This window comes from Helicobacter felis ATCC 49179 (genome assembly GCF_000200595.1).
Taxonomy (GTDB): domain Bacteria; phylum Campylobacterota; class Campylobacteria; order Campylobacterales; family Helicobacteraceae; genus Helicobacter; species Helicobacter felis.
This window is the reverse complement of the sequence record NC_014810.2, coordinates 386,045-405,552: the sequence shown is the minus strand read 5'-3', so window position 1 is coordinate 405,552 and position 19,508 is coordinate 386,045. Positions and strand designations below refer to the sequence as shown.

Genomic DNA, 19,508 nt, shown 5'->3' with positions numbered 1-19,508 from the left:
ACAGACTTTAGGATATAATGCACCATCAAAATCTAGGAAATGATTTGGTTGTCAGTGTGCCTGCCACAAGCGCGAATTTGGGACCGGGGTTTGATTGTTTGGGCCTGAGTTTGGATCTTAAGAATCGTTTTAGTGTCGTGCCATCTACTTTTACAAGTATTAAAATTCAGGGCGAAGGTGAGGGCTACTCTAAATTTCTGGTGGATAATATTTTTGTCAAACTTTTTAAGGCAAGACTTCAAAAAGAGGGCATAGAGGAGAATTTTGAGTTTCTCTTCCAAAACACTATCCCTATTTCTAGGGGGCTTGGGAGCAGTTCAGCCATCGTGGTTGGAGCTTTAAGCGCGGTTGAGCATTATTTGCGTGGCCACCTAGATAAAGAGACAATCTTAGAAACAAGCCTTATTTATGAGCCCCACGCAGATAATATCACTCCGGCAATTTTTGGAGGTTTCAATGTGGCAACTTTAGAGAGAGTCGCAGGGAACACGCCCTCAAAAAAAGTCCACCACTTGCGCACCTCTATCCCTAGCTACCTTAAGGCCGTGATGGTGATTCCTGCGCACACAATTTCAACTAAAATATCGCGCCAAGCTTTGCCCAAGCGTTGTTCCCATCATGATGCTAGTTACAATGTAGCGCATGCAAGTCTGCTATGCATGGCCTTCATGCAAGAGAGATGGGATCTTTTGCGCGTGGCCTCTAAGGATCGCTTGCATCAAGATGGACGCATGAAGCTTTACCCTGTGCTCTATGGAGTGCAGAAATTGGCGTTAGAAAATGGCGCATTGATGAGCACCCTATCAGGGAGTGGATCGTCTTTTTTTAATCTCTGCTATGCTGAGGAAGCGCGCCATTTGCATAAAAAATTACAGGAAAAATATTATAATTTTAGGGTTTTGACCCTAGACTTTGATAATCAAGGAGTGCAGGTTGCAGATTAAGGGTTTTTTTTCTAAAAACGCTGTGCGCATGTGCGTGTGTTGTCGGGAGCGCGCGTTACAGGAAAATTTATTGCGTTTCAGTATCCAAGAAGGCAAAATTATTTCTTTTTGTGGACAGGGGCGTAGTTTTTATTTGTGCAAGACATGTTTATATGCTAAGGATGTGTGTAGACAGATTCTTAAGGTCAAACATGCTCCCAAAAATAAAGCGTATATTGGAACTTGGTTAGAAGAGGTGAGAGCGTCATGAGCGGCATTCCATTAAAAGATTTTGTCTTAGAGCTGGGTCGAACGGATGTAAAAATAGTGATCGAAGCGGCCAAAGAAATAGGCATAACTCTTAAGGCAAATTCAAGCCTAGATGAGGAGACGGCGGCTAAACTTTACGATTTTATCAAGAATAAGCGCAATGTGCGCGCGCCAAAAACAGCATCGCCTGCACCTCAAAAGCCCCAAACTCCAAAAACACAGAGCGCCCCTAAAGAAGAAGACACTCCCCCACCCCAAGCTGCCCCTGTAAAAAGGAGCGCGCACAGGAAACGCAGTATTGAGATTGTGAGCACGGGGACAACACCACCTCCTGCACCCAAACCGGTTAGCCCTCCGCCTGCCCCCTCTTTAACTCCTAAGGTTGAAGACATTAAAACCGCTCCCATTGCCCCCCCTCCCCCCTCTCCCCCCTTGAAGGTAGAGGAAGTCCCCCCCACTTCCACTCCCCAAGAAGTTACGCCCCCAACACCTAGCCCTCTTTCTAAGCGCACGCGTGGTATCCGCATTGTGAAGCGCACAGACCAAGAAGAGGCGGCTTTGGCAAGGGCGAATCTTGTTTCCATGATGAGCCATAAAGAATCCACAGAAAAAAAGCCAAAAAAACCGGCCAAATCTAAAGGTGTTGCCAAACCTAGTAGTAAAAATCGCGCGCATCGTTTGGATTTTTCCCAAAATCGTGATTTTCATGACCTCTATGAGGATGAACAAGATGAGATCATGCTCTTTGATTTCCGCGCTCAAGACTTAGAGATACAACAAGAGGAAGCGCCATCACGTTCCATTACAGACAAGGTTAAAATCCAGCGTAAAACCCCTTGGGTGAATGAAGGGGGCATTCGCCGATCTGTGAAAAAAAGGCGGGTTTATCGTCCTGAGAATACTCAAAAGAGCGTGCAAAATAGCATTAGCATATCTGAGGAAGTGCGGGTTTATGAGTTTGCACAGAGCGCTAATCTCAACTTAGCCGATGTAATCAAAACCCTCTTTAATTTGGGCATGATGGTAACCAAGAACGACTTTTTAGATCGGGATGCCATTGAGATTTTGGCCGCTGAATTTGGCCTAGAGGTGGCAATAGAAAACGCGCAAGTTTTCATCGAAGATGAGGAAAATGAGCAGGTAGAGGATTTGAGCGAGCGCGCCCCTGTAGTAACTATCATGGGGCATGTCGACCATGGTAAAACCTCTTTGCTAGACAAAATCCGCAACCAACGCGTGGCTGGAAGTGAGGCAGGGGGAATCACCCAACACATCGGGGCTTATATGGTGCAAAAGGGGGATAAGCAAATTGCTTTTATTGACACGCCCGGACACGAAGCCTTTAGTCAAATGCGCAAGAGAGGGGCGCAGGTTACTGACATCGCCATTATTGTGATCGCTGCTGATGATGGAGTTAAACCCCAAACTATTGAGGCGTTTAAGCAAGCCAAAGAAGCGGGCGTGCAAATCATCGTGGCGATGAATAAGATCGATAAAGAAAACGCCAATGTGGACAAGCTTAAGGCCGAGTGTGCGGAATTAGGCTTTAATGCGCGGGATTGGGGCGGAGAGATTGAATTTATCCCCATTTCAGCCAAAACCGGGCAGGGCATCGATCATCTCTTAGAAACCATTTTGATCCAAGCGGAGATTATGGAACTCAAAGCCTCGCCTAGTGCGAGCCCCAAAGCAGTAGTGCTAGAGGGCAGTGTAGAAAAAGGGCGGGGTGCGGTAGCAACTCTCATTGTGCAGCAGGGCACACTCAGGGTGGGCGACCCAGTGGTTGCCGACATTGCCTTTGGTAAGGTGCGCACCATGACAGATGATCAAGGCAAGAGTATTAAAGAACTCAAGCCCTCACAAGTGGCTCTCATCACCGGCCTTAGCGAAGTGCCTATGGCTGGCTCGGTGTTAGTGGCTGTGGATAGCGAAAACACCGCTAGGAGCTTGGCGCACAAAAAAGCGACTTACTTACGCCAAAAAGCCTTAAGCAAGAGCACTAAGGTGCACATAGACGAACTAGCTTCAATGGTGGCTAATAAAGAGTTGCAAAATATCCCTGTGGTGCTCAAAGCGGACACACAAGGTAGCCTAGAAGCCATTAAGCATAGTTTGTTAAGCCTCAATAATGAGGAAGTGAGCATCCAAGTCATTAGCGCAGGGGTGGGCTCAATTAGCGAGAATGATTTAAGTTTGGTAGCTAATAACTCCCATGCGCTTGTGTTAGGTTTTAATATCCGCCCTACAGGCAATGTGCGCACTAAGGCTAAAGAATTGCGAGTTACTATCAAAACTTATAGCGTGATTTATGCGCTACTAGATGACATGAAAGCTCTCATAGGTGGCTTGATGAGTCCCATTGTAGAAGAGGAAGACACAGGGCAGGCACAAGTGCGCGAAACCTTTGTGATTCCTAAAGTGGGCACGATTGCTGGGTGTATGGTGGTTGATGGGGTGATCAATAAAGGCATTAAAGTGCGCTTGATTCGTGAGGGCGTGGTGGTGCATGTGGGCAAAATTATCTCACTCAAACGCTTTAAAGACGATGCCAATGAAGTTTCCAAAGGCTATGAGTGTGGAATCATGCTAGATCACTACAATGATGTGCGCGTGGGCGATGTTTTTGAAAGCTTTAAAGAAATCCAAAAAACAAGGACACTTTAATGGATAGTGTGCATGCTAAACGCCTCGATGCGGGGCTTTTGGAGTACTTGCAAGAAGCCTTGAGCACACTTAACGATCCTAGACTAAGTGGACTTACTCTCACCCAAGTCCACTGCTCAAAGGGCAAATACCATGCCCAAGCCTATATTGATGGCTCATGTTTAGAGGCTGAGGAGCAAAAAGAGGCGATCAAGGCTCTTAAGAAAGCCACGCCTTTATTAAGAGCGTATGTGTTACAGGTGAGCGGATGGTTTAAGTGCCCCCATTTTGTTTTTGCTATCGATCCTAGCCTAGAAGCCCAACAACGCTTAGATCAACTCTTTGCACGCATTGCTAAGGCTTAAGATGGACACCTCGCAACTAGAAACTCTTTTAGAAAACACGCTACAAAGTATTGGTTGTGCCCTCTATGATGTCGCTTTTTTAAAAGAAAACCAAACCGACATCTTACGCATTAGCATTAAAGCCTTAGAAGGACCTACAAGTTTAGATGTATGCCAAGAAGCTAGTTTGCTCATCTCGCCCCTTTTAGATGTGCATGCTCCCATTGCAGGATCTTATACCCTAGAAGTGAGCTCTATGGGCTTGGAGCGCACACTGAGCAAACGGCGGCATTTTGAACTCTCCATTGGGGAATTAATAGAGTGCAAAATCTTAGATAACACCCGTCTAAGGGGCACTCTTGAAGCCCTAGAGGGTGAAAATATTCTTTTAAACATAGAGGGGACGACCCAAAGCCTACCTCTCGCACAAATCAAGAGAGCAAAAACAATCTTTGAATTTGAAAAGGTTTCTAAAAACCCCTCTAAAAAATAAGGGGGTCTGTTCTAGGACTTTTTTCTAATTTCTGTAACACTATTGCCACCTATACCCCAGTTATCCATGTCCAACTCTTCGATGATCACTATTGTGGTGGCCCTGTTTTTATTCAAAACTTTTACAAGCAGATCGGTTGCCCCCTCAATAAGAGCCTTTTTTTGCTCAGGAGTAATGGGGGTACTTTCACGCGTAAGTTTAATGTTCACAAATGGCATTCATTCTCCTTATCAAATTACCCATGCTAACAAAAGCCCCCTTGTAACTTTTTAAAATGCGCTAGAATGCTAGTTTTTAAGACGATCTAAGGAGCTCTTATGGATTTGCTAGGGTTGCTAGGTATCCAATTTATTGCCTTGCTCACTCCCGGACCTGATTTTTTCTTAGTAAGTTCTTATGCTTTGAAGCGTAGTTTCAAAGAAGCTTTTTTAGCCGTCTGTGGTCTCTGCTTGGGGGTTTTAATTTGGGTTACCCTCTCGTTGTTTGGGCTAAAACTCTTTTTACAAACCTTCCCCATTTTTCATGTCTTACTCACTCTTTTAGGCACTTTTTATCTATTTTTCATGGGCTATTCGCTTTTTAAGAGTGCTAACTCTCCTCTCAAACTCCAATTTGATTTTAAATCAGCCGCCTTTTTACAAGGTCTCATTACAGATTTGCTCAACCCAAAGACGATGCTATATTTTGTGAGCATTTTCTCAAGTTTAGATTTTTCTCATAGCAATTTATGGGCGATCATGGTAGGCATTGTCTTAGAAACTTTGCTGTATTTTAGCACCATCGCGCTCTTGTTTTCACACCCTAGAGTGCAAAATTTTTACCTCAAACACCACCAAAAAAGCGATCGCTTCTGCGCTTTGGTGTTTTGTGGCTTTGGATTTTATTTATTGTGGGGTTTGTGGCATTAATATGCTAGAATTGCCTCTTTTGATAGGGGAATTTATGGCATTTTTAGAAGGTAAAACAATTTTAATCACGGGGGGGACGGGGAGTTTTGGCAAGAGATGCGCGCGCATTCTCTTAGAACAGCCTCAAGTCAAAAAAGTCATTATTTATAGCCGAGATGAATTAAAGCAATATGAAATGGGGCAGACTTTCAGCGATCCTAGAGTGCGCTTTTTTATTGGCGATGTGCGCGATGGAGAGCGGCTTAAAGTAGCGATGCAGGGTGTGGACATTTGTATCCATGCCGCTGCTCTTAAACAAGTCCCCACTGCTGAATACAACCCCTTAGAGTGCATTAAAACCAATATTTTAGGCGCGAGCGCGGTGATTGAGGCGTGTTTGCACGCACAAGTAGAGCATGTGATCGCTTTGAGCACGGATAAGGCAAGTAATCCGATTAATCTTTACGGGGCGACTAAATTATGCAGCGATAAGCTTTTCACGAGCGCTAATAACATGAAAGGGCGCGCACGCACTAAATTTAGCGTGGTGCGTTATGGGAATGTAGTGGGCTCTAGAGGAAGTGTGGTGCCCTTTTTCCAAAACTTAGTAGCACAAAAGGCTTTGCAAATCCCTATCACTGACACGCGCATGACGCGCTTTTGGATCACGCTAGATCAGGGAGTGCACTTTGTCTTGCGTAGTTTGGAGCGCATGCATGGGGGGGAGATCTTTGTGCCTAAAATCCCTAGCATGAACATTTTAGACCTCAAGCAAGCCCTAGCCCCTGATATTCCCATTAAGATCGTGGGGATTAGACCGGGCGAAAAACTCCATGAGGTGATGATTAGTAGTGATGATCGCGCCTTTGAATTTAGGGACTTTTATATCTTAGAACCTACTATCTCTTTTCAAACCCCTATCGATTACAGCCTAACCCTCTTGGGCGAGAAAGGGAAGCGTGCCCCTGAGGGCTTTAGTTACAATAGCCTAGAAAACCCCCAACGCTTGAGCGCGTCTGAACTGCTAACAATGGTCGCCACGCTGTGAAAACCCTAGACTTACTCGCCCAAAATGCCTTGCTCAAAAATCGCCGTATCTTATTATTGGTAAGCGGATCGATTGCCACCTATAAAAGCTTGGATTTAGTGCGTGCTTTTATCAAAATGGGCGCAAAGGTGAAGGTGGTGATGAGTAAGCAGGCGATGCGCTTTGTTACGCCCTTAAGCTTTGAAGCCCTGAGCCATTACCCCGTGCTCACGCACAAAAGCGAACGCTGGGATTTGAGCGATCCAAATTGCCCCAATCATATTAGTTATGCCCAGTGGGCAGAGGTGGTGCTACTTGCTCCTGCTAGTGCCAACACCCTAGCCAAGTTAGCGCATGGACTTGCTGATAGCCTCTTAAGCGCGGTGTTTTTAGCCAGCAATGCGCCTAAAATCCTAGCCCCTAGCATGAACACGCAAATGTTAGAGGCGCGCGCCACTCAAGAGAATTTAAAACGCCTCAAGTCTTGGGGGTGCATAGTTGTAGAACCTAGAGAGGATTTACTAGCTTGCAACACACAGGGCAAGGGGGCGATGGCAGACATTTTAGAGCTTGTGTGTGCCAGCGTGCAGGCCTTATACAAAAATAGCTTTTGGGCAGGTAAAGAGGTGGTGGTGAGTGGGGGGGGAAGCTTGGAGAAAATTGACAGCGTGCGCTATATCTGCAACTTTTCTAGTGGTTTGCAGGCTAGTTGTCTGGCTTTGGTGTTGTATTTTTGGGGTGCTGAGGTGTCTTTGGTGGCGAGTGCCTTTCCTTTAGAGTTGCCCGCAGGCATTGGATGCTTAAGGGTGCAAAGCGGGGACGATTACCTGCAAGCCCTGCAAGAGAGGGCAAACCTGCAAGACCCACCCTTTTTATTCATGCTAGCTGCCATTAGCGATTATAAGCCTGCTACCTCCCACAAGGGCAAGCTTAAAAAGCAAGATTTGGGCGCGTCTTGGAATTTGGAATGCGTGCAAAATGTGGACATTTTAGCCTCTTTAAAGGGGTTTATTAAAATTGGCTTTAAGGCTGAGGAAGAGGGGGCTAATGCAATCGCCAATGCCCGAAAATTATTAGAGAGCCCAAAAAATGGGGGCAAGGGCTGTTTGGCGGTGTGCTTAAACACCCTTGATTGCCAACCCTTTGGATCGGCGCAAAACCAAATGTGGCTTTTAAGCGCGCAACATAGCCAACGCACAAACCACCTTAGCAAACTCGCCTTGAGTTTTGAGATTTTGAATTTTGTGAGCCAAGTCTGCCGTGCTCAATCCTGTTAACGCGCTTTTAAACATCCAACTTTTACAAGAAGTCCTTAAAGACACACCTTCTCAAAATTTTAACGCGACCTTGCCTTTGCTTTTAAAAGTGCTTGAGAAAAAAGGGGATCATAAATACCTTTTACAACTGGGTAGCCAACTCATTGAGACCAAGAGTCAAAAGGCGTTAGTCTTGGGCAAAACTTATTGGGCACTCATGCATAAAAGCTCAGTAGGAGCGACCATGCTCTCTAACTTGATCCCCCAACCTAAGATTATGGAACAACTTAAAGATGTCCCGCTCAAATTTGAACTCAAGGATTTACCCAAATTGCTCAGTTCAGATCAATTCCAAGATTATAAAGAAGTTTTGATCCAACACTGCGCCCACGCCCCTACTCGTCAAGATTTTTTACTCTTTGGCAATTTGCTCTTATCTTTGCACCATCAGGTGGCTAGTTTTGTGATCCAAGATGGGCAACAAAAAGAAGCGTTGCTCCAACTCAAACCCAAGAAAAAACAGGAGAAATTAGAATTTTATGCTATTTACCCGCATTTAGGACCTCTGCAAGGTGTGGTTTACAAAGAGGGGGAGGGCGTGTGTCTTTTATTAAGCGTCTCTTATGTTAGCGTGTTGCAGTTATTAGAACGGCACAAAGCAGAGCTCAAGGGCTTTGAAAAAATCACTCTAACCCTCGCTCAAGCCCCCTTAGAGCCCCTATTTAACTTTGAGGAAAGCTTGCTAGACACGAGGGGGTGATTAACAAGAAGCTAAAGGCTTTTAGGCTAGAATCCGACTTTCAAAAAATCAGCGAAGGATTTTTGTGGAGTATTATGAAATCTTAGGCGTGGATCGCAATGCGGACAAAGAAACGCTCAAAAAAGCCTATAAAAAACTCGCCTTAAAATACCATCCCGATCGCAATTTAGGAGATAAGGAAGCCGAAGAAAAATTTAAACAGATCAATGAGGCTTATGGTGTCCTTAGCGATGACCAAAAAAGGCAAATTTACGATCGTTATGGCAAGGAAGGCTTAGAGGGGCGCGCAGGAGGAGGGGGAGGTTTTAGCGATTTAGGGGATATTTTTGCTAACTTTTTTGGCGAGGATTCTATTTTTGGGAGTGCCTTTGGATTTAGCAAACAAGAACAATCTAAAATCCCTAAAGATCGCTTAATGACTTTAGAGCTCAGTTTTAAAGAAGCGGTCTTTGGGTGCAAGAAAACCATTCAAAATCATTACAAAACATTCTGCCATGATTGCTCAGGCAGTGGAGCTAAGGGGGGCAAGGCGCACACCTGCCCTGCATGCAAGGGCAAGGGACAAACCTATATCCAACAAGGTTTTATGACTTTAGCTAGCACTTGCCATCAGTGTCAGGGTAGCGGGCAGGTTGTGGGGGAAAAATGCGAGTCTTGCAAGGGCGAGGGCTGTGTGCAAAAGAGTGAGAGTTTTGAGCTAGAAGTGCCTGAGGGGATTGATGTGGGGAATCGTATCCGCGTCTCTAGGCGTGGCAATGAATACAAGCCCGGGGTGCGTGGAGAACTTTATTTAGAGGCCAATATAGAACCAGATGAACACTTTGTGCGCAAAGGGACACACATTCTTATAGAAGTGCCCGTTTTTTTCACCTCTATCCCGCTGGGGAGCAAAATCACATTCCCCGCGCTCAAACAAGAATTAGAGCTTCAAATTCCGCCCAACACCCCCGATCGCGCGCAATTTGTGTTTAAAAATCAGGGAGTTAAAGATGTTAATAGCACGCGCTATGGGGATTTGGTTGCCGTGATCAAAATTGTTTATCCCCAAAAGCTCAATGACAAGCAAAAACAGATTTTGCTTGATTTGCATGAAAGCTTTGGCTATGAAAGCGAGCCTTATAAAAATGTCTTTGAGGTTTGCTACAGCAAGGTCAAGCAGTGGTGGCAAGACCTCGTGGGCAAGGCTTAAAAGACGGTGCTATTTTCTAAAATTCTACTAGCTAATATTCAAGTGGGCGATCTTTTTGTCATTGCTTAGAAACAAGCGCGTTACATAAAAGATCGCAATTTCGGATTTTTGAAGCTCTATACCCAAGCTTTTTAAATCAAGCTTCCTTTCACAATCGGGTTTTAAATTTTCAGCCAAGCAGTAGCGCGCGACCTCATCTAAGAGGGCGATTAAATTTTTTGTCTGTGAATCGCCGGGTTTGAGCAAATCATAATCAAGCAATCTAATGGCTCTTAAAACACCCAAGAGTGTGAGGGCCGTATTGACAATGTTGTTTAATTTTTCAAGCTTGCTTAAATTATCTCTTAGAGATTGCAGGGCTTTAAAATTAGTTTGCATATTGTTTTCGATACTATTTAAAAGCGTCTTGCAATCCTGCTCTTTTAGTAACTCGTAAGCCTCTTTGGTATGCCATAGCGCAATCCGCAATGCAAAGAGGGCATGCTTTTCTTCTAATTTTAGGACATGCTCCATCAGTGGCTTAGAGTGGACATTGGCAAGATAAAAGCCCAAATATCTCAGATCTCTTGTTCTACAAGTGCCGCATAGAAAATGCTTTTTAAAATAAGGGTCAAAAAACTCTCTTTGTTGGGGGCTTAAAAGATGTCCTAAGGGAGCGATGATTTTTAGGTATTGTTTTTGGAAAAACGCCTCTTCTTTGGCAAGCTCTTCTTCAATAAATTCTATCCGCTCCTCTAACATCTCTCTAAATGCCTTTGGAAAACTTGTATCTAGGGGTCGTCTTTGCGTAAAAAGTGCGGCTAATAAAGAGGCAAAGTTATTATAAAAATCCTCTTGACTATAGATTCTCATAACACTGGCCTGATTCCTATCATTGAATCTAAGTTTAGCCCTTAAAAGAGTGCCGTGTTTCAACATCTCCTCATTGCAGTAGTATTTGAGAATAACCTCTTCCCCTTCAATATCGCCACAAAACCAACGCGCAGTGGGAGGATCTATCTCATCTAATCTGACTAAATCTACATAGGCATGATGAGAATCGTATTGGCGGTTATAGTATCTCCCAAATTCTACATTTTTGGGGACTTGAAGCCATTCGTAATCCTCTAGCTGCAAAACTTTATCTACTAATTCTGTCTGGATTGGTTGCAAAGCTGGAAACTTGGGGTAAATGTTAGAATCAAAAGGCTTTTGCTCAATGGTGCTTGGGATATACGGCCTAGGGTAATTGATAGGCAGAAAATGGATTGTGTAGACATTCTCATGCTCATAGCAATATTCCAATTCTACATGGCAGACAATGTCGTTTGCGTGAGGCAGGGTTTCTAAATGGAGTTGGTAACGGCTGGGTTTGCCCGCGACACTGATATTAAAATAATGAGAGGTTTCTTTAGCTTTGAGAATAAATTTTTCTGCAATGCAGGTCTTATTTTCCTGGAAGAGGCTTTTTTCATCAACCAGCATAAAAGATTTGAAATAAGTCCCATCAAAATATTCTAAGGAGAGATTGGGCAGGTGATCTTTATAGGGTTTGTTGCCCTGCTCAATGAGTGTAAAAACCTCGCGCATGTTTGTGAGTAAATCTTGGGCATTGGGGTGTTTTATGATAAAGGAACGCTCAGGGTTTGTAATGAGAAATGTCAATCATTATAAGAAATCTTTCTTAGCAAGACTGCAACACAAAAACCACTATTTCTAAGCTAATGCCTCTAGTAGCTGGTAAGATTGGCAACAAGGACAAAAAAGCCCCGTGAAAACGGGGCGGATGCAACTTAGTTAGAGCCGTGCTCTCCATGTTGATTATGGTGGTGATGATGGTGTTCACCGCCGTGGTGATGATGGTGATGATGGTGGGTGCCACCATGATAGTGATGATGATGGTGGTGGTGTACTCCGTGTCCTTCGTGTCCTTCGTGCCCGTGACAGCATTCGCCATGTTCTGACATAATGTCTCCTTGCAAAAAATTCCTAGCTAAAGCTAGGTAGACGCATTCTAACAAAGAAATGTAAATGCAAGTTAGGATTTTTGTGTAAAAAAATCTATGCATTCTTTCTCGAGGACATAGAGTTGATAACGCAGAGTCTTAAATGTGGGGGGAGGCTGTAGAGGGTAGGCATATTTAAAACATTCCTCAAGAACGCGCGCACTCTCCTGAGCGCGTTTAAAATTGGCTTGAAGCATGGATAAGATGGGATCCCCTTCTTTAGGTAAAGTATCGCTATCCTGCAACACATCACAGACACTATCCCTATGTGCATAAAGAGTGTGCAAAGCAAGATGTTGGGCCACAATATCAGTAGCACTGTGGCGCAAATGTTTAAGTTGTAAAGCTAAAGATGGTTGGTCATAAAGATAGCGGAAGACATCCTCCACTACCCGCACCCCCTCCTTGAAGCGATTTAAATTGGCGTCTATGAGCCGTTCAAAAGTCCGTCTAGTCGTTGCGACTCCCCATAATGCCAAAGATTTGAAGCAAAGAGATGAAAACATTCAAGAAATCCACATAGAGCGCTACAGCAGCTTCAATGGGTGTTGCATAAAGACCACGGATGATATTCTGGGTGTCATAGGCAATAAAAAGACTGAAGAGAATCACGCTCACACCCGCAATGGCAACCTGCATCATAGGCGAACCCAAGAAGAGATTGATGAGAGAAGCCACCATTACGACAATCACCGCGATAAAAAGCATCTTGCCCATGTTGGCTAGATCGCTCTTGGTTTTGATAGCATAGACACTCATTACACCAAAAACGATAGTGGTCATTGCTAAAGCCTGCCAAATCGCGCCGACCCCCGCCCGCGCGATCACAAAACCTAACAATGGCACAAGAGTAATGCCAGAAAGGAAAGTAAAAGCAAAGAGCATGAGCAAGTTAACGGTGGGCATTTTTCTAGTAAACATAAGACCGAAAAAAGCGGCAATTTCTGCAATAAAAAACGCCCACTTATATTGGACGACCATTTGAAAATTCATAAAGCCCACCAAAGCCCCGATGGTTGCTAGCAACAAACTAGCTGCAAAAAACTTATAAGTAGTTTTTACAAAATTCACTAAAGCCGTATCGCTGAGTTGGGCAGACGCTTCCAAATCAGGGTTGAGATTAGCATCGCGATTGTATAACGCCATTTAAACTCCTCTAAAATAAAATTCCTCCATGATAACATCAAATATTTAACACTAGACTTAAATCTTCATCCTCCACACCTCAAGCAAAGGGGGTGTGCATGCTCATCTAAGTTGCCTATCGCGCTACAGCGGATAGCGTTGACTAATTCTACAGCTTTGCGCGCTGTTTCTACTCCCACACCTTCACCATTTAAAATGGCCTTATAATTATCTATATGTAGGTCATCAAAGCCATCGCTAAAATCGATTTCTTCGCCCTCTAACACGAGAGAGCGGTAAGAATTTTCTCTTTGCGCGCCTAAGTGTTCAGGATTGATGGAAAGAAACCATGAAATACGGGCATGTTGCAAGGTTAAAAAACCCCCTACACAATCGTTTTGATGCACATGCACTATGCTATCCACCACATCCCCAAAAATATCTAGCAAAATATCAAAAAAATGAACCCCAATATTGCTAGCCAACCCTCCACTTTTCAGTTCATCCCCTTTCCAAGAATTTAAATACCATTTTCCGCGTAAAATCAGGTAAGTTAAAGAAATTTCATAGATTCGATCGGGATGTTTATCTATTTCAGCGCGCACATTCTCTTTAAGAGAGATGATATTAGGATGAAAACGCAATTGCAGAATATTAAACACTTTTTTATTGTATTTTTTTTCTAAATCTTGGATTTCAGAAAGTTCGCCCGGATCGAGCACTAAAGGTTTTTCGCAAATGACATTGATTCCATGCGAGAGCGCAAATTCAATATGTTCAAAATGTAGATAATTAGGACTACAGATCACCATGTAGTCCAAAAATTTGCCCTGATCTTTACAAGTTTCTAAATACTGGTGTAGATCTTCTAAATCCGTAAAAAACTCGCAACCAAGTCCATATTGATCTAAATAGCGCACGCTATCATGAATATCCATCGCACAATCAAGCACATGCCCTAACTCATGGATCACTTCTACATGCCTGGGGGCGATGAATCCCCCTGCTCCAATAATTCCAAATAACATGCACACTCCTTAAGCGTAATGCTAAATGGTACTCAAATTAACTTAAGGGGTTTTTTAGACCCCTCCAAAAGTTCGTTAATGAAACTAAAACTGATAGGAGATTTCAAAACGCGCGTTGAAACCAGGTTCTGGAAGAGCCATGCGGATATGCCCTGCTGTAGCAATCATATCTTCATGGGGTGCGTCTGCGCTAGCTTGCCATACAGAAGTTTGATTAACATACTGCTTGTTGAAGATATTGTTAAACACTGCGCTCAACAACAAGCCTTTCATGCGCCCATGGGGAGGCGACCAGTTGACAAAAATACTGCTCACGCCATAGCCGGGTTTATGGATAGACATCAAACCATAGCCCGGATAGTAGATGCTGTAGCCATTGTAATACATGTTGGTTACAAAACGACTAAGCCATGTAAAAGTAAGCCCGGCTCTTGGAATAGTGTAGTCGCCCTTTAAAATAAAGACATTCCCATAAGTGGCAGCTAGTGCGTAGGTGTCTGCCAATAAGTAATATTTTCCATTCACATTAGCGGTAGGCCAAGAGCGCGCAAAAGAGAAAGTCGCCGTAAAATTCTTATACCTAGCATTACCGCTAACTTCATACCCATAAATAGCAATGGTCTGAGGAAGGTTACCTGTCAAGTTTTTAGCTGTGGCGTTCCCGCCCCCATTCTTGGAGACATCCTGCCCATAAGAGTTAACAAAGTTGTTGATCACCTGATAAAAGGCCGCGCCACGCACATTGAAATACGGACTGTTGTAATCGATGTTAAACTCGACATTCTGTCCAACAGCTGGTTTCAAATTCTTTTGATAGATGACTGAAGGGTCGCGCATTAAAACCCCATCCCCGGGTAATGCGCCCTTGGTAACATAAGCATAACTTAGTTTTAAGCCCAAAGAATCAATGGGGTTGTAAAGAATGGTTGCACTAGGGGAGAAACCAGAAGTCAAATGGTGTTGACCATCTTTATCTTGCAAGACATAAATATCATAACGCGTGCCCGCACCCACAATGAGATTTTTGAGGAAATTGTAGTTTGCTTGGACATAGCCCCCGATAATATTACCGATTGCATAAGAATTTTGAGGCAAACCTCGATAAACAGCGTTGGGCGAACTCATGTTCTGATTGTATTCATCACCCGGATCGACATAGTAATGGCGGTAAGGCAAGCCTGCACCGGTGGGATCATTGGGATTGACATTGCCTTTATATAGACCATTAGAGCCTCTAGGCAAACCGGAAAAAACACTTAGGTTTTGATAAATCGCTCCGTATTCAAAAACATTCCCATAATCTTCGCTAATGGGGTGCTGGACCTTGACATTCACCCCAGAGTTGATCAGATAAATATTACGCTCTAGGGTCCCTTCTGCATCGGCATTTCCTAAAGTCCAATCGCTATTAAATCCTGGTTGCATATCGTATTCGGGGTATTTAGGAATCATTGTGCTTGCACTATCATTCTTTGTGAGTTGGTACCCACCTCCATTTATTGGACTGATACTCCCCTTGATGCACTGTCCGGGGTTTTGTTGACACCATGTCTGCACATTGGCTTGATAGTCAGGATTAGAGGGTTCTACAGAGTTGAGCGCAAAGGGATTGTTAACAGGATTATAATGTCCGTTACGGACACTTAAGAAAGCTGTAGAAGTGATACGAGGCTGATCGAAAGTCTCTCCACCCTCGTGATTGAATTTGAAAGAGAGATTGTTATTGGAGTTGATGGTGTGGGCTAGCTCCTTACCAAAATCGATCACAAAGGGAGCAGGCTGAGTGCCCGGGTCATTGGCCTTACTCAGCGCGCTTGTGGTGTTGGGGCGCAACAAGCGCGTAGAGTTATAGCGGGTCATGTTATAGCTGATGGTCAAGCTATCTCTTTCGTTAAAGTAAGCGTTGAATTTAAGAAGGACATTGTTTTGTTCGCTAGGGCTACCGATCACCTTATCGCTAGCAAAAGGATTTTCTACATCGTAGGTAGGATTAAAGAGATTCTTCATCAAGTTATTCGCATCGCGGTAATAAAAGATATTTTGGTGGGTGAAATAACCTAAGATGTCCCATTTCTCTGCCCTGTAGGCCGCAATGGTGTTAAAACGCATCCCAAAGTTGGTGTAAAAACTCGCTGAGGCACTGCCCCCATAGGTTTGCCCCTTGCGCAAAAAGTCGTTAGCTCCGATGGTCTCCATCGCCATTTTCCCGGCGATGGCTCCCGGCCCTGCAGAAGCGTTAGCTGCCCCCTTGATCACTTCAATTTCTTTGAGCATGCCCGGATCGATCACCGTGTTAGCATCATGGTGGAAAATATTCCCATTTTGTGCCGCACCATCGATGGTTACCCTAAGCAGACGGCTTTCCATGCCCCGCACATAGATTTTTTGTGCCATAAGCCCGCCCCCGGCGACATTGATATCTGCTCTTGTTCTGAATAGATCGTTAACCTGATTACTTTGGCGTTGTTGTAATTCTTTGCGTTCGATAAACATTTTGTTGTTATATTCAAAGGTGCGTTCGCCTAGCGTAGTTACTTTGCCTAAAGTGTGGGTTTCTTCAGCCTCCATTAGCACACCTGCTCCTATAACGCTGAGTGCTAAAAGAGCGCGCGAAAAAGTGGGAAAAGACCATTCCTGTGCTTGTTTTGTATCAAAAAGCACACTACAATTTTTCTTAGGTGCGTTCATTTATTCATCCTAGAGTGATTAGTAATACAATTATTGATTTTATAAGATTAAAGCTAAGATATTACTGAAAAAAATGAATAAAATTTAGACAGAAATCTTACACTTTTCCTAACCCTCCATAGGAGATCATTAGGACTTGTATTTGTCTTAACAGCGCGGAATGTGGACATTAACTGCCAAGCCACCCAGCGAGGTTTCGCGATACTTGGCATCAATGGATTTGCCCACTTGGAGCATGGTTAAAATCACCTCATCAAGGCTTACTTTTGCTTGATAGCCATGCTCAAGAGCCAAGCGCGCTGCAGCAACGGCTTTGATTGAACCTACAACATTCCTCTCAATGCATGGGATTTGCACTAATCCGCCCACAGGATCGCAGGTTAGACCTAGGTGGTGTTCCATGGCAATTTCAGCCGCACTTAAAACTTGGTGCACATTCCCGCCCATCACAAAGGCAAAGCCTGCTGCTGCCATAGAAGAGGCCGCTCCCACCTCTGCTTGACATCCTGCTTCCGCCCCACTGATTGAGCCATTCTTTTTATAAAGATAGCCGATGGCACAACATGTAAGCAAAAAATCTACAATCTGTTCTTGAGAGAGAGGTTTAATATGTCTATGGCAGTAAAGCAACACAGCAGGCACGACCCCACAAGCACCATTAGTGGGAGCTGTAACGACTTTGTTTCCACAAGCGTTTTCCTCACTCACAGCGCGCGCGTACATAGTCATGTAGTCCATCACAGCTAAGGGGTCTTGAGGATTGGGATGTTTGCTCATGCGCTCTTGAATGCTAGGAGCTAGGCGATCCATCCCAATACAACCGGGCAGGCGTTTTTCTTGAGCGTGCACCCCACTCTCAAAGCAGGCTAACATCGCCTCATACACCTCTAAACAATAGTTTTTGGCGTAATTCTCACCAAAAAGCGCGTTTTCATGTTGGGTTACGATGTGAGAAATAGAGCAATGGTGCTTTGCGCACATTTCTTCTAATTCTTTAGCGCTATTGAAGTCAAAGGGGGTGTGTTTTGCATGGGTAGAGGTTTTCTTTCTATGCTTTAATTCCTCTTGTGTGTAAATAAAGCCCCCACCCGTAGAATAATAAGTTTCCTCAGTCAGTAGGTGTCCTTGATCATCAAAAGCTTGCACCACCATGCCATTTTCATGGAATTCTAGGGCCTTATTCTCAAACAGAATATCTTTATGGAAATCAAAAACAATATCATGGTGTTGAGCTAAAAAAATGCGCCCTTCTTTGAGGGCTCTTTGCACAATTTCGTGGCGCTGGGCGACACTCACTTTTTTAGCGCTGATTCCACTCAAACCCACCAAGCAGGCCAAATCTGTTAAATGCCCCTTGCCTGTGAGAGCCAAAGAGCCGTGCAAGGTTACGCATGCGCGCGCTGTGCGCTCTAAAACTCCTTTTTGCGCAAGCAGAGCGCAGAAACGCACACAGGCATCCATAGGGCCTATGGTGTGTGAAGAGCTAGGACCAATGCCTATTTTAAAAATAGAGGTCATGGATTGCGCATAAATTTCTTGTTGGGTCTGAATGTCCATATTTATCCTTTCACAAAGAGATCGATCACGGCGTTAAGCACGGTTAGCACGCCTACAGCTAAAACAAAGGCATCTGTCCAAAAGTTTCTAAAAGTTTTCATTGAAGGAATTATATACATCGCTACGATGGGCAGAATAAAAGTGATCGTGGCTAGTGCAGGCCCACCCAAACTCTCAATGAAGCCTAGAATACTTGGATTATAGTAGGAAACCAAAATAATACTAATCCATAAAAACAAAGTTACAGAAATATCAATTTTTCTATGACAACTAGGAGAGAGCTTGTCTTTCACTAAGGTTTGCACCACTAGACCCTTTAAACCCTCTTTAGCGCCATAATAGTGTCCAAAAAAAGAAGTGCTAATAGCCAAAAACGCCACAACGGGACCAGTGTATCCAATGATGGGATTGCCCAGCGTGTTGGCAAAATAGCTTAAAATAGGGATATTTTGTTCACGCGCTTTAATAAAGTCAGCAGGCTCAAGGCAGAGAATGCAGGAAAAAACAAAAAACATGACAAATAGAAGCAAAAGAGAAGTGTTGAGCAATTCGATCTGATTGGTTTTAAAGTGCTTGAGTTCCCCATAACGCTTCTCAACCGCTTGGGCAAAAGTAGAAATGATCGCGCTATGGTTGAAGGAAAAGACCAAAACCGGAAGTGTGAACCAAAGTGCGGAAAAAAACCCCCCAAAACTAGGGATTTCTGTTAGCATGGAAGTTTTCCAATAGGGAATGAGGTAGAGAGAAAAGACAAATAAAATCAATGCCATAGGATAAACTAAAGCGTTGGCGACTCGTGTAACAATGGTGGTGTTAAAGATCATCACAAAAATCATCCCGCTGACCAAGTGTTCGGCCAAGAAAAAGCGATTGTGATCAAAATAGTGGAGTCCTAACTGGTGAGCAAAAAAGGATTCTACGGTATTGGTAATCCCCACCCCATAAGCAAGGCAGATGGGATAAAAGGTAAAAAAGTAGATAAAGGTAATGAGGTAGCCCGCCTTTTTTCCAAAATAAGTTGCCGCATGGGTGATGTCATGGTTGCCAATCGCATTCACAAAGCGTGCTAAAGCCCGATGACTAAGCCAAGTCATAGGAAAACTCAAAATTGCCATCACCACCACAGGCCAAAAGCCCTGCGCCCCAGCCTTGATGGGCAAAAACAAAATCCCTGCCCCAATCGCCGTGCCAAACATGGACCACATCCAACGGATGTCAAAGAGATTAATTCTCTTGTCCTTCTCCATCACCATCCTTTTAACAAGATTCTTTCATGCTAACAGATTTTCCTCCAGCCTTACAGCATAAACTCAAGACACTCTATCCCTAGTGG

General features: G+C 44.0%; 19 protein-coding genes. 10 read left to right on the top strand and 9 right to left on the bottom strand.

Features of this window, described 5'->3' with window-relative positions; all coding sequences use genetic code 11:
- Nucleotides 1-44 precede the first annotated feature (44 nt).
- Genes thrB through HFELIS_RS02080 form a run of 5 tightly spaced genes read left to right on the top strand, consistent with a single transcriptional unit; the run spans nt 45 to nt 4,673 of the window.
- Nucleotides 45-944, top strand: coding sequence for a homoserine kinase (gene thrB, locus HFELIS_RS02100; RefSeq protein ID WP_041303094.1), 900 nt, complete (start codon nt 45-47; stop codon nt 942-944).
- Complete coding sequence (locus HFELIS_RS02095) at nt 934-1,194, top strand: YlxR family protein (RefSeq protein ID WP_013468885.1); 261 nt, start codon at nt 934-936, stop codon at nt 1,192-1,194. Before thrB ends, HFELIS_RS02095 begins: the two co-directional genes overlap by 11 nt.
- Complete coding sequence (gene infB, locus HFELIS_RS02090; protein ID WP_013468884.1) at nt 1,191-3,857, top strand: translation initiation factor IF-2; 2,667 nt, start codon at nt 1,191-1,193, stop codon at nt 3,855-3,857. The genes HFELIS_RS02095 and infB overlap by 4 nt, the downstream gene beginning before the upstream one ends.
- A complete protein-coding gene (gene rbfA, locus HFELIS_RS02085) occupies nt 3,857-4,201 on the top strand; it encodes a 30S ribosome-binding factor RbfA (protein ID WP_013468883.1) in 345 nt (114 codons plus the stop codon). Before infB ends, rbfA begins: the two co-directional genes overlap by 1 nt.
- Before the next feature lies 1 nt (nt 4,202).
- Entirely contained in the window at nt 4,203-4,673 is a 471-nt protein-coding gene (locus tag HFELIS_RS02080) for a ribosome maturation factor RimP (protein WP_013468882.1), read from the top strand.
- 11 nt (nt 4,674-4,684) lie between these two features.
- Here the strand turns inward: HFELIS_RS02080 and HFELIS_RS02075 are convergent, their stop codons facing one another.
- Nucleotides 4,685-4,891, bottom strand: coding sequence for a tautomerase family protein (locus HFELIS_RS02075; protein WP_013468881.1), 207 nt, complete (start codon nt 4,889-4,891; stop codon nt 4,685-4,687).
- Between the two features lie 99 nt (nt 4,892-4,990).
- Here HFELIS_RS02075 and HFELIS_RS02070 point away from each other — a divergent pair, with 99 nt between their 5' ends.
- The 5 genes from HFELIS_RS02070 (at nt 4,991) to dnaJ (ending at nt 9,792) form a co-directional block, all read left to right on the top strand.
- Complete coding sequence (locus HFELIS_RS02070) at nt 4,991-5,581, top strand: LysE family transporter (RefSeq protein WP_013468880.1); 591 nt, start codon at nt 4,991-4,993, stop codon at nt 5,579-5,581.
- 34 nt (nt 5,582-5,615) lie between these two features.
- Entirely contained in the window at nt 5,616-6,608 is a 993-nt protein-coding gene (gene pseB, locus HFELIS_RS02065) for a UDP-N-acetylglucosamine 4,6-dehydratase (inverting) (RefSeq protein ID WP_013468879.1), read from the top strand.
- On the top strand, nt 6,605-7,864 hold the full coding sequence (coaBC, locus tag HFELIS_RS02060; protein ID WP_013468878.1) for a bifunctional phosphopantothenoylcysteine decarboxylase/phosphopantothenate--cysteine ligase CoaBC: 1,260 nt from the start codon (nt 6,605-6,607) through the stop codon (nt 7,862-7,864). Before pseB ends, coaBC begins: the two co-directional genes overlap by 4 nt.
- Entirely contained in the window at nt 7,848-8,603 is a 756-nt protein-coding gene (locus HFELIS_RS02055; RefSeq protein WP_013468877.1) for a hypothetical protein, read from the top strand. Before coaBC ends, HFELIS_RS02055 begins: the two co-directional genes overlap by 17 nt.
- Before the next feature lie 64 nt (nt 8,604-8,667).
- Complete coding sequence (dnaJ, locus tag HFELIS_RS02050) at nt 8,668-9,792, top strand: molecular chaperone DnaJ (RefSeq protein WP_013468876.1); 1,125 nt, start codon at nt 8,668-8,670, stop codon at nt 9,790-9,792.
- A gap of 27 nt (nt 9,793-9,819) precedes the next feature.
- Here the strand turns inward: dnaJ and HFELIS_RS02045 are convergent, their stop codons facing one another.
- The 8 genes from HFELIS_RS02045 to HFELIS_RS02010 all read right to left on the bottom strand — a co-directional run bounded on the left by HFELIS_RS02045 (nt 9,820) and on the right by HFELIS_RS02010 (nt 19,428).
- Complete coding sequence (locus HFELIS_RS02045) at nt 9,820-11,436, bottom strand: hypothetical protein (protein ID WP_013468875.1); 1,617 nt, start codon at nt 11,434-11,436, stop codon at nt 9,820-9,822.
- 19 nt (nt 11,437-11,455) lie between these two features.
- Nucleotides 11,456-11,728, bottom strand: a complete 273-nt coding sequence (locus tag HFELIS_RS09030) for a hypothetical protein (protein WP_013468874.1) — start codon at nt 11,726-11,728, stop codon at nt 11,456-11,458.
- Between the two features lie 81 nt (nt 11,729-11,809).
- Nucleotides 11,810-12,283, bottom strand: coding sequence for a hypothetical protein (locus tag HFELIS_RS02035; protein ID WP_013468873.1), 474 nt, complete (start codon nt 12,281-12,283; stop codon nt 11,810-11,812).
- Complete coding sequence (locus HFELIS_RS02030; RefSeq protein WP_013468872.1) at nt 12,228-12,923, bottom strand: Bax inhibitor-1/YccA family protein; 696 nt, start codon at nt 12,921-12,923, stop codon at nt 12,228-12,230. The genes HFELIS_RS02035 and HFELIS_RS02030 overlap by 56 nt, the downstream gene beginning before the upstream one ends.
- Before the next feature lie 65 nt (nt 12,924-12,988).
- On the bottom strand, nt 12,989-13,930 hold the full coding sequence (locus tag HFELIS_RS02025; RefSeq protein WP_013468871.1) for a Gfo/Idh/MocA family protein: 942 nt from the start codon (nt 13,928-13,930) through the stop codon (nt 12,989-12,991).
- Nucleotides 13,931-14,014: 84 nt separating this feature from the next.
- Nucleotides 14,015-16,498: a TonB-dependent receptor domain-containing protein gene (locus HFELIS_RS02020; protein WP_197531893.1), complete on the bottom strand. Its 2,484-nt coding sequence runs from the start codon at nt 16,496-16,498 to the stop codon at nt 14,015-14,017.
- A 267-nt stretch (nt 16,499-16,765) separates the two neighbouring features.
- Nucleotides 16,766-18,175 (bottom strand): L-serine ammonia-lyase, encoded by a 1,410-nt coding sequence (locus tag HFELIS_RS02015; protein ID WP_013468869.1) that lies wholly within the window; start codon nt 18,173-18,175, stop codon nt 16,766-16,768.
- Between the two features lie 2 nt (nt 18,176-18,177).
- Entirely contained in the window at nt 18,178-19,428 is a 1,251-nt protein-coding gene (locus tag HFELIS_RS02010; RefSeq protein ID WP_041302717.1) for an aromatic amino acid transport family protein, read from the bottom strand.
- Nucleotides 19,429-19,508: the final 80 nt, after the last annotated feature.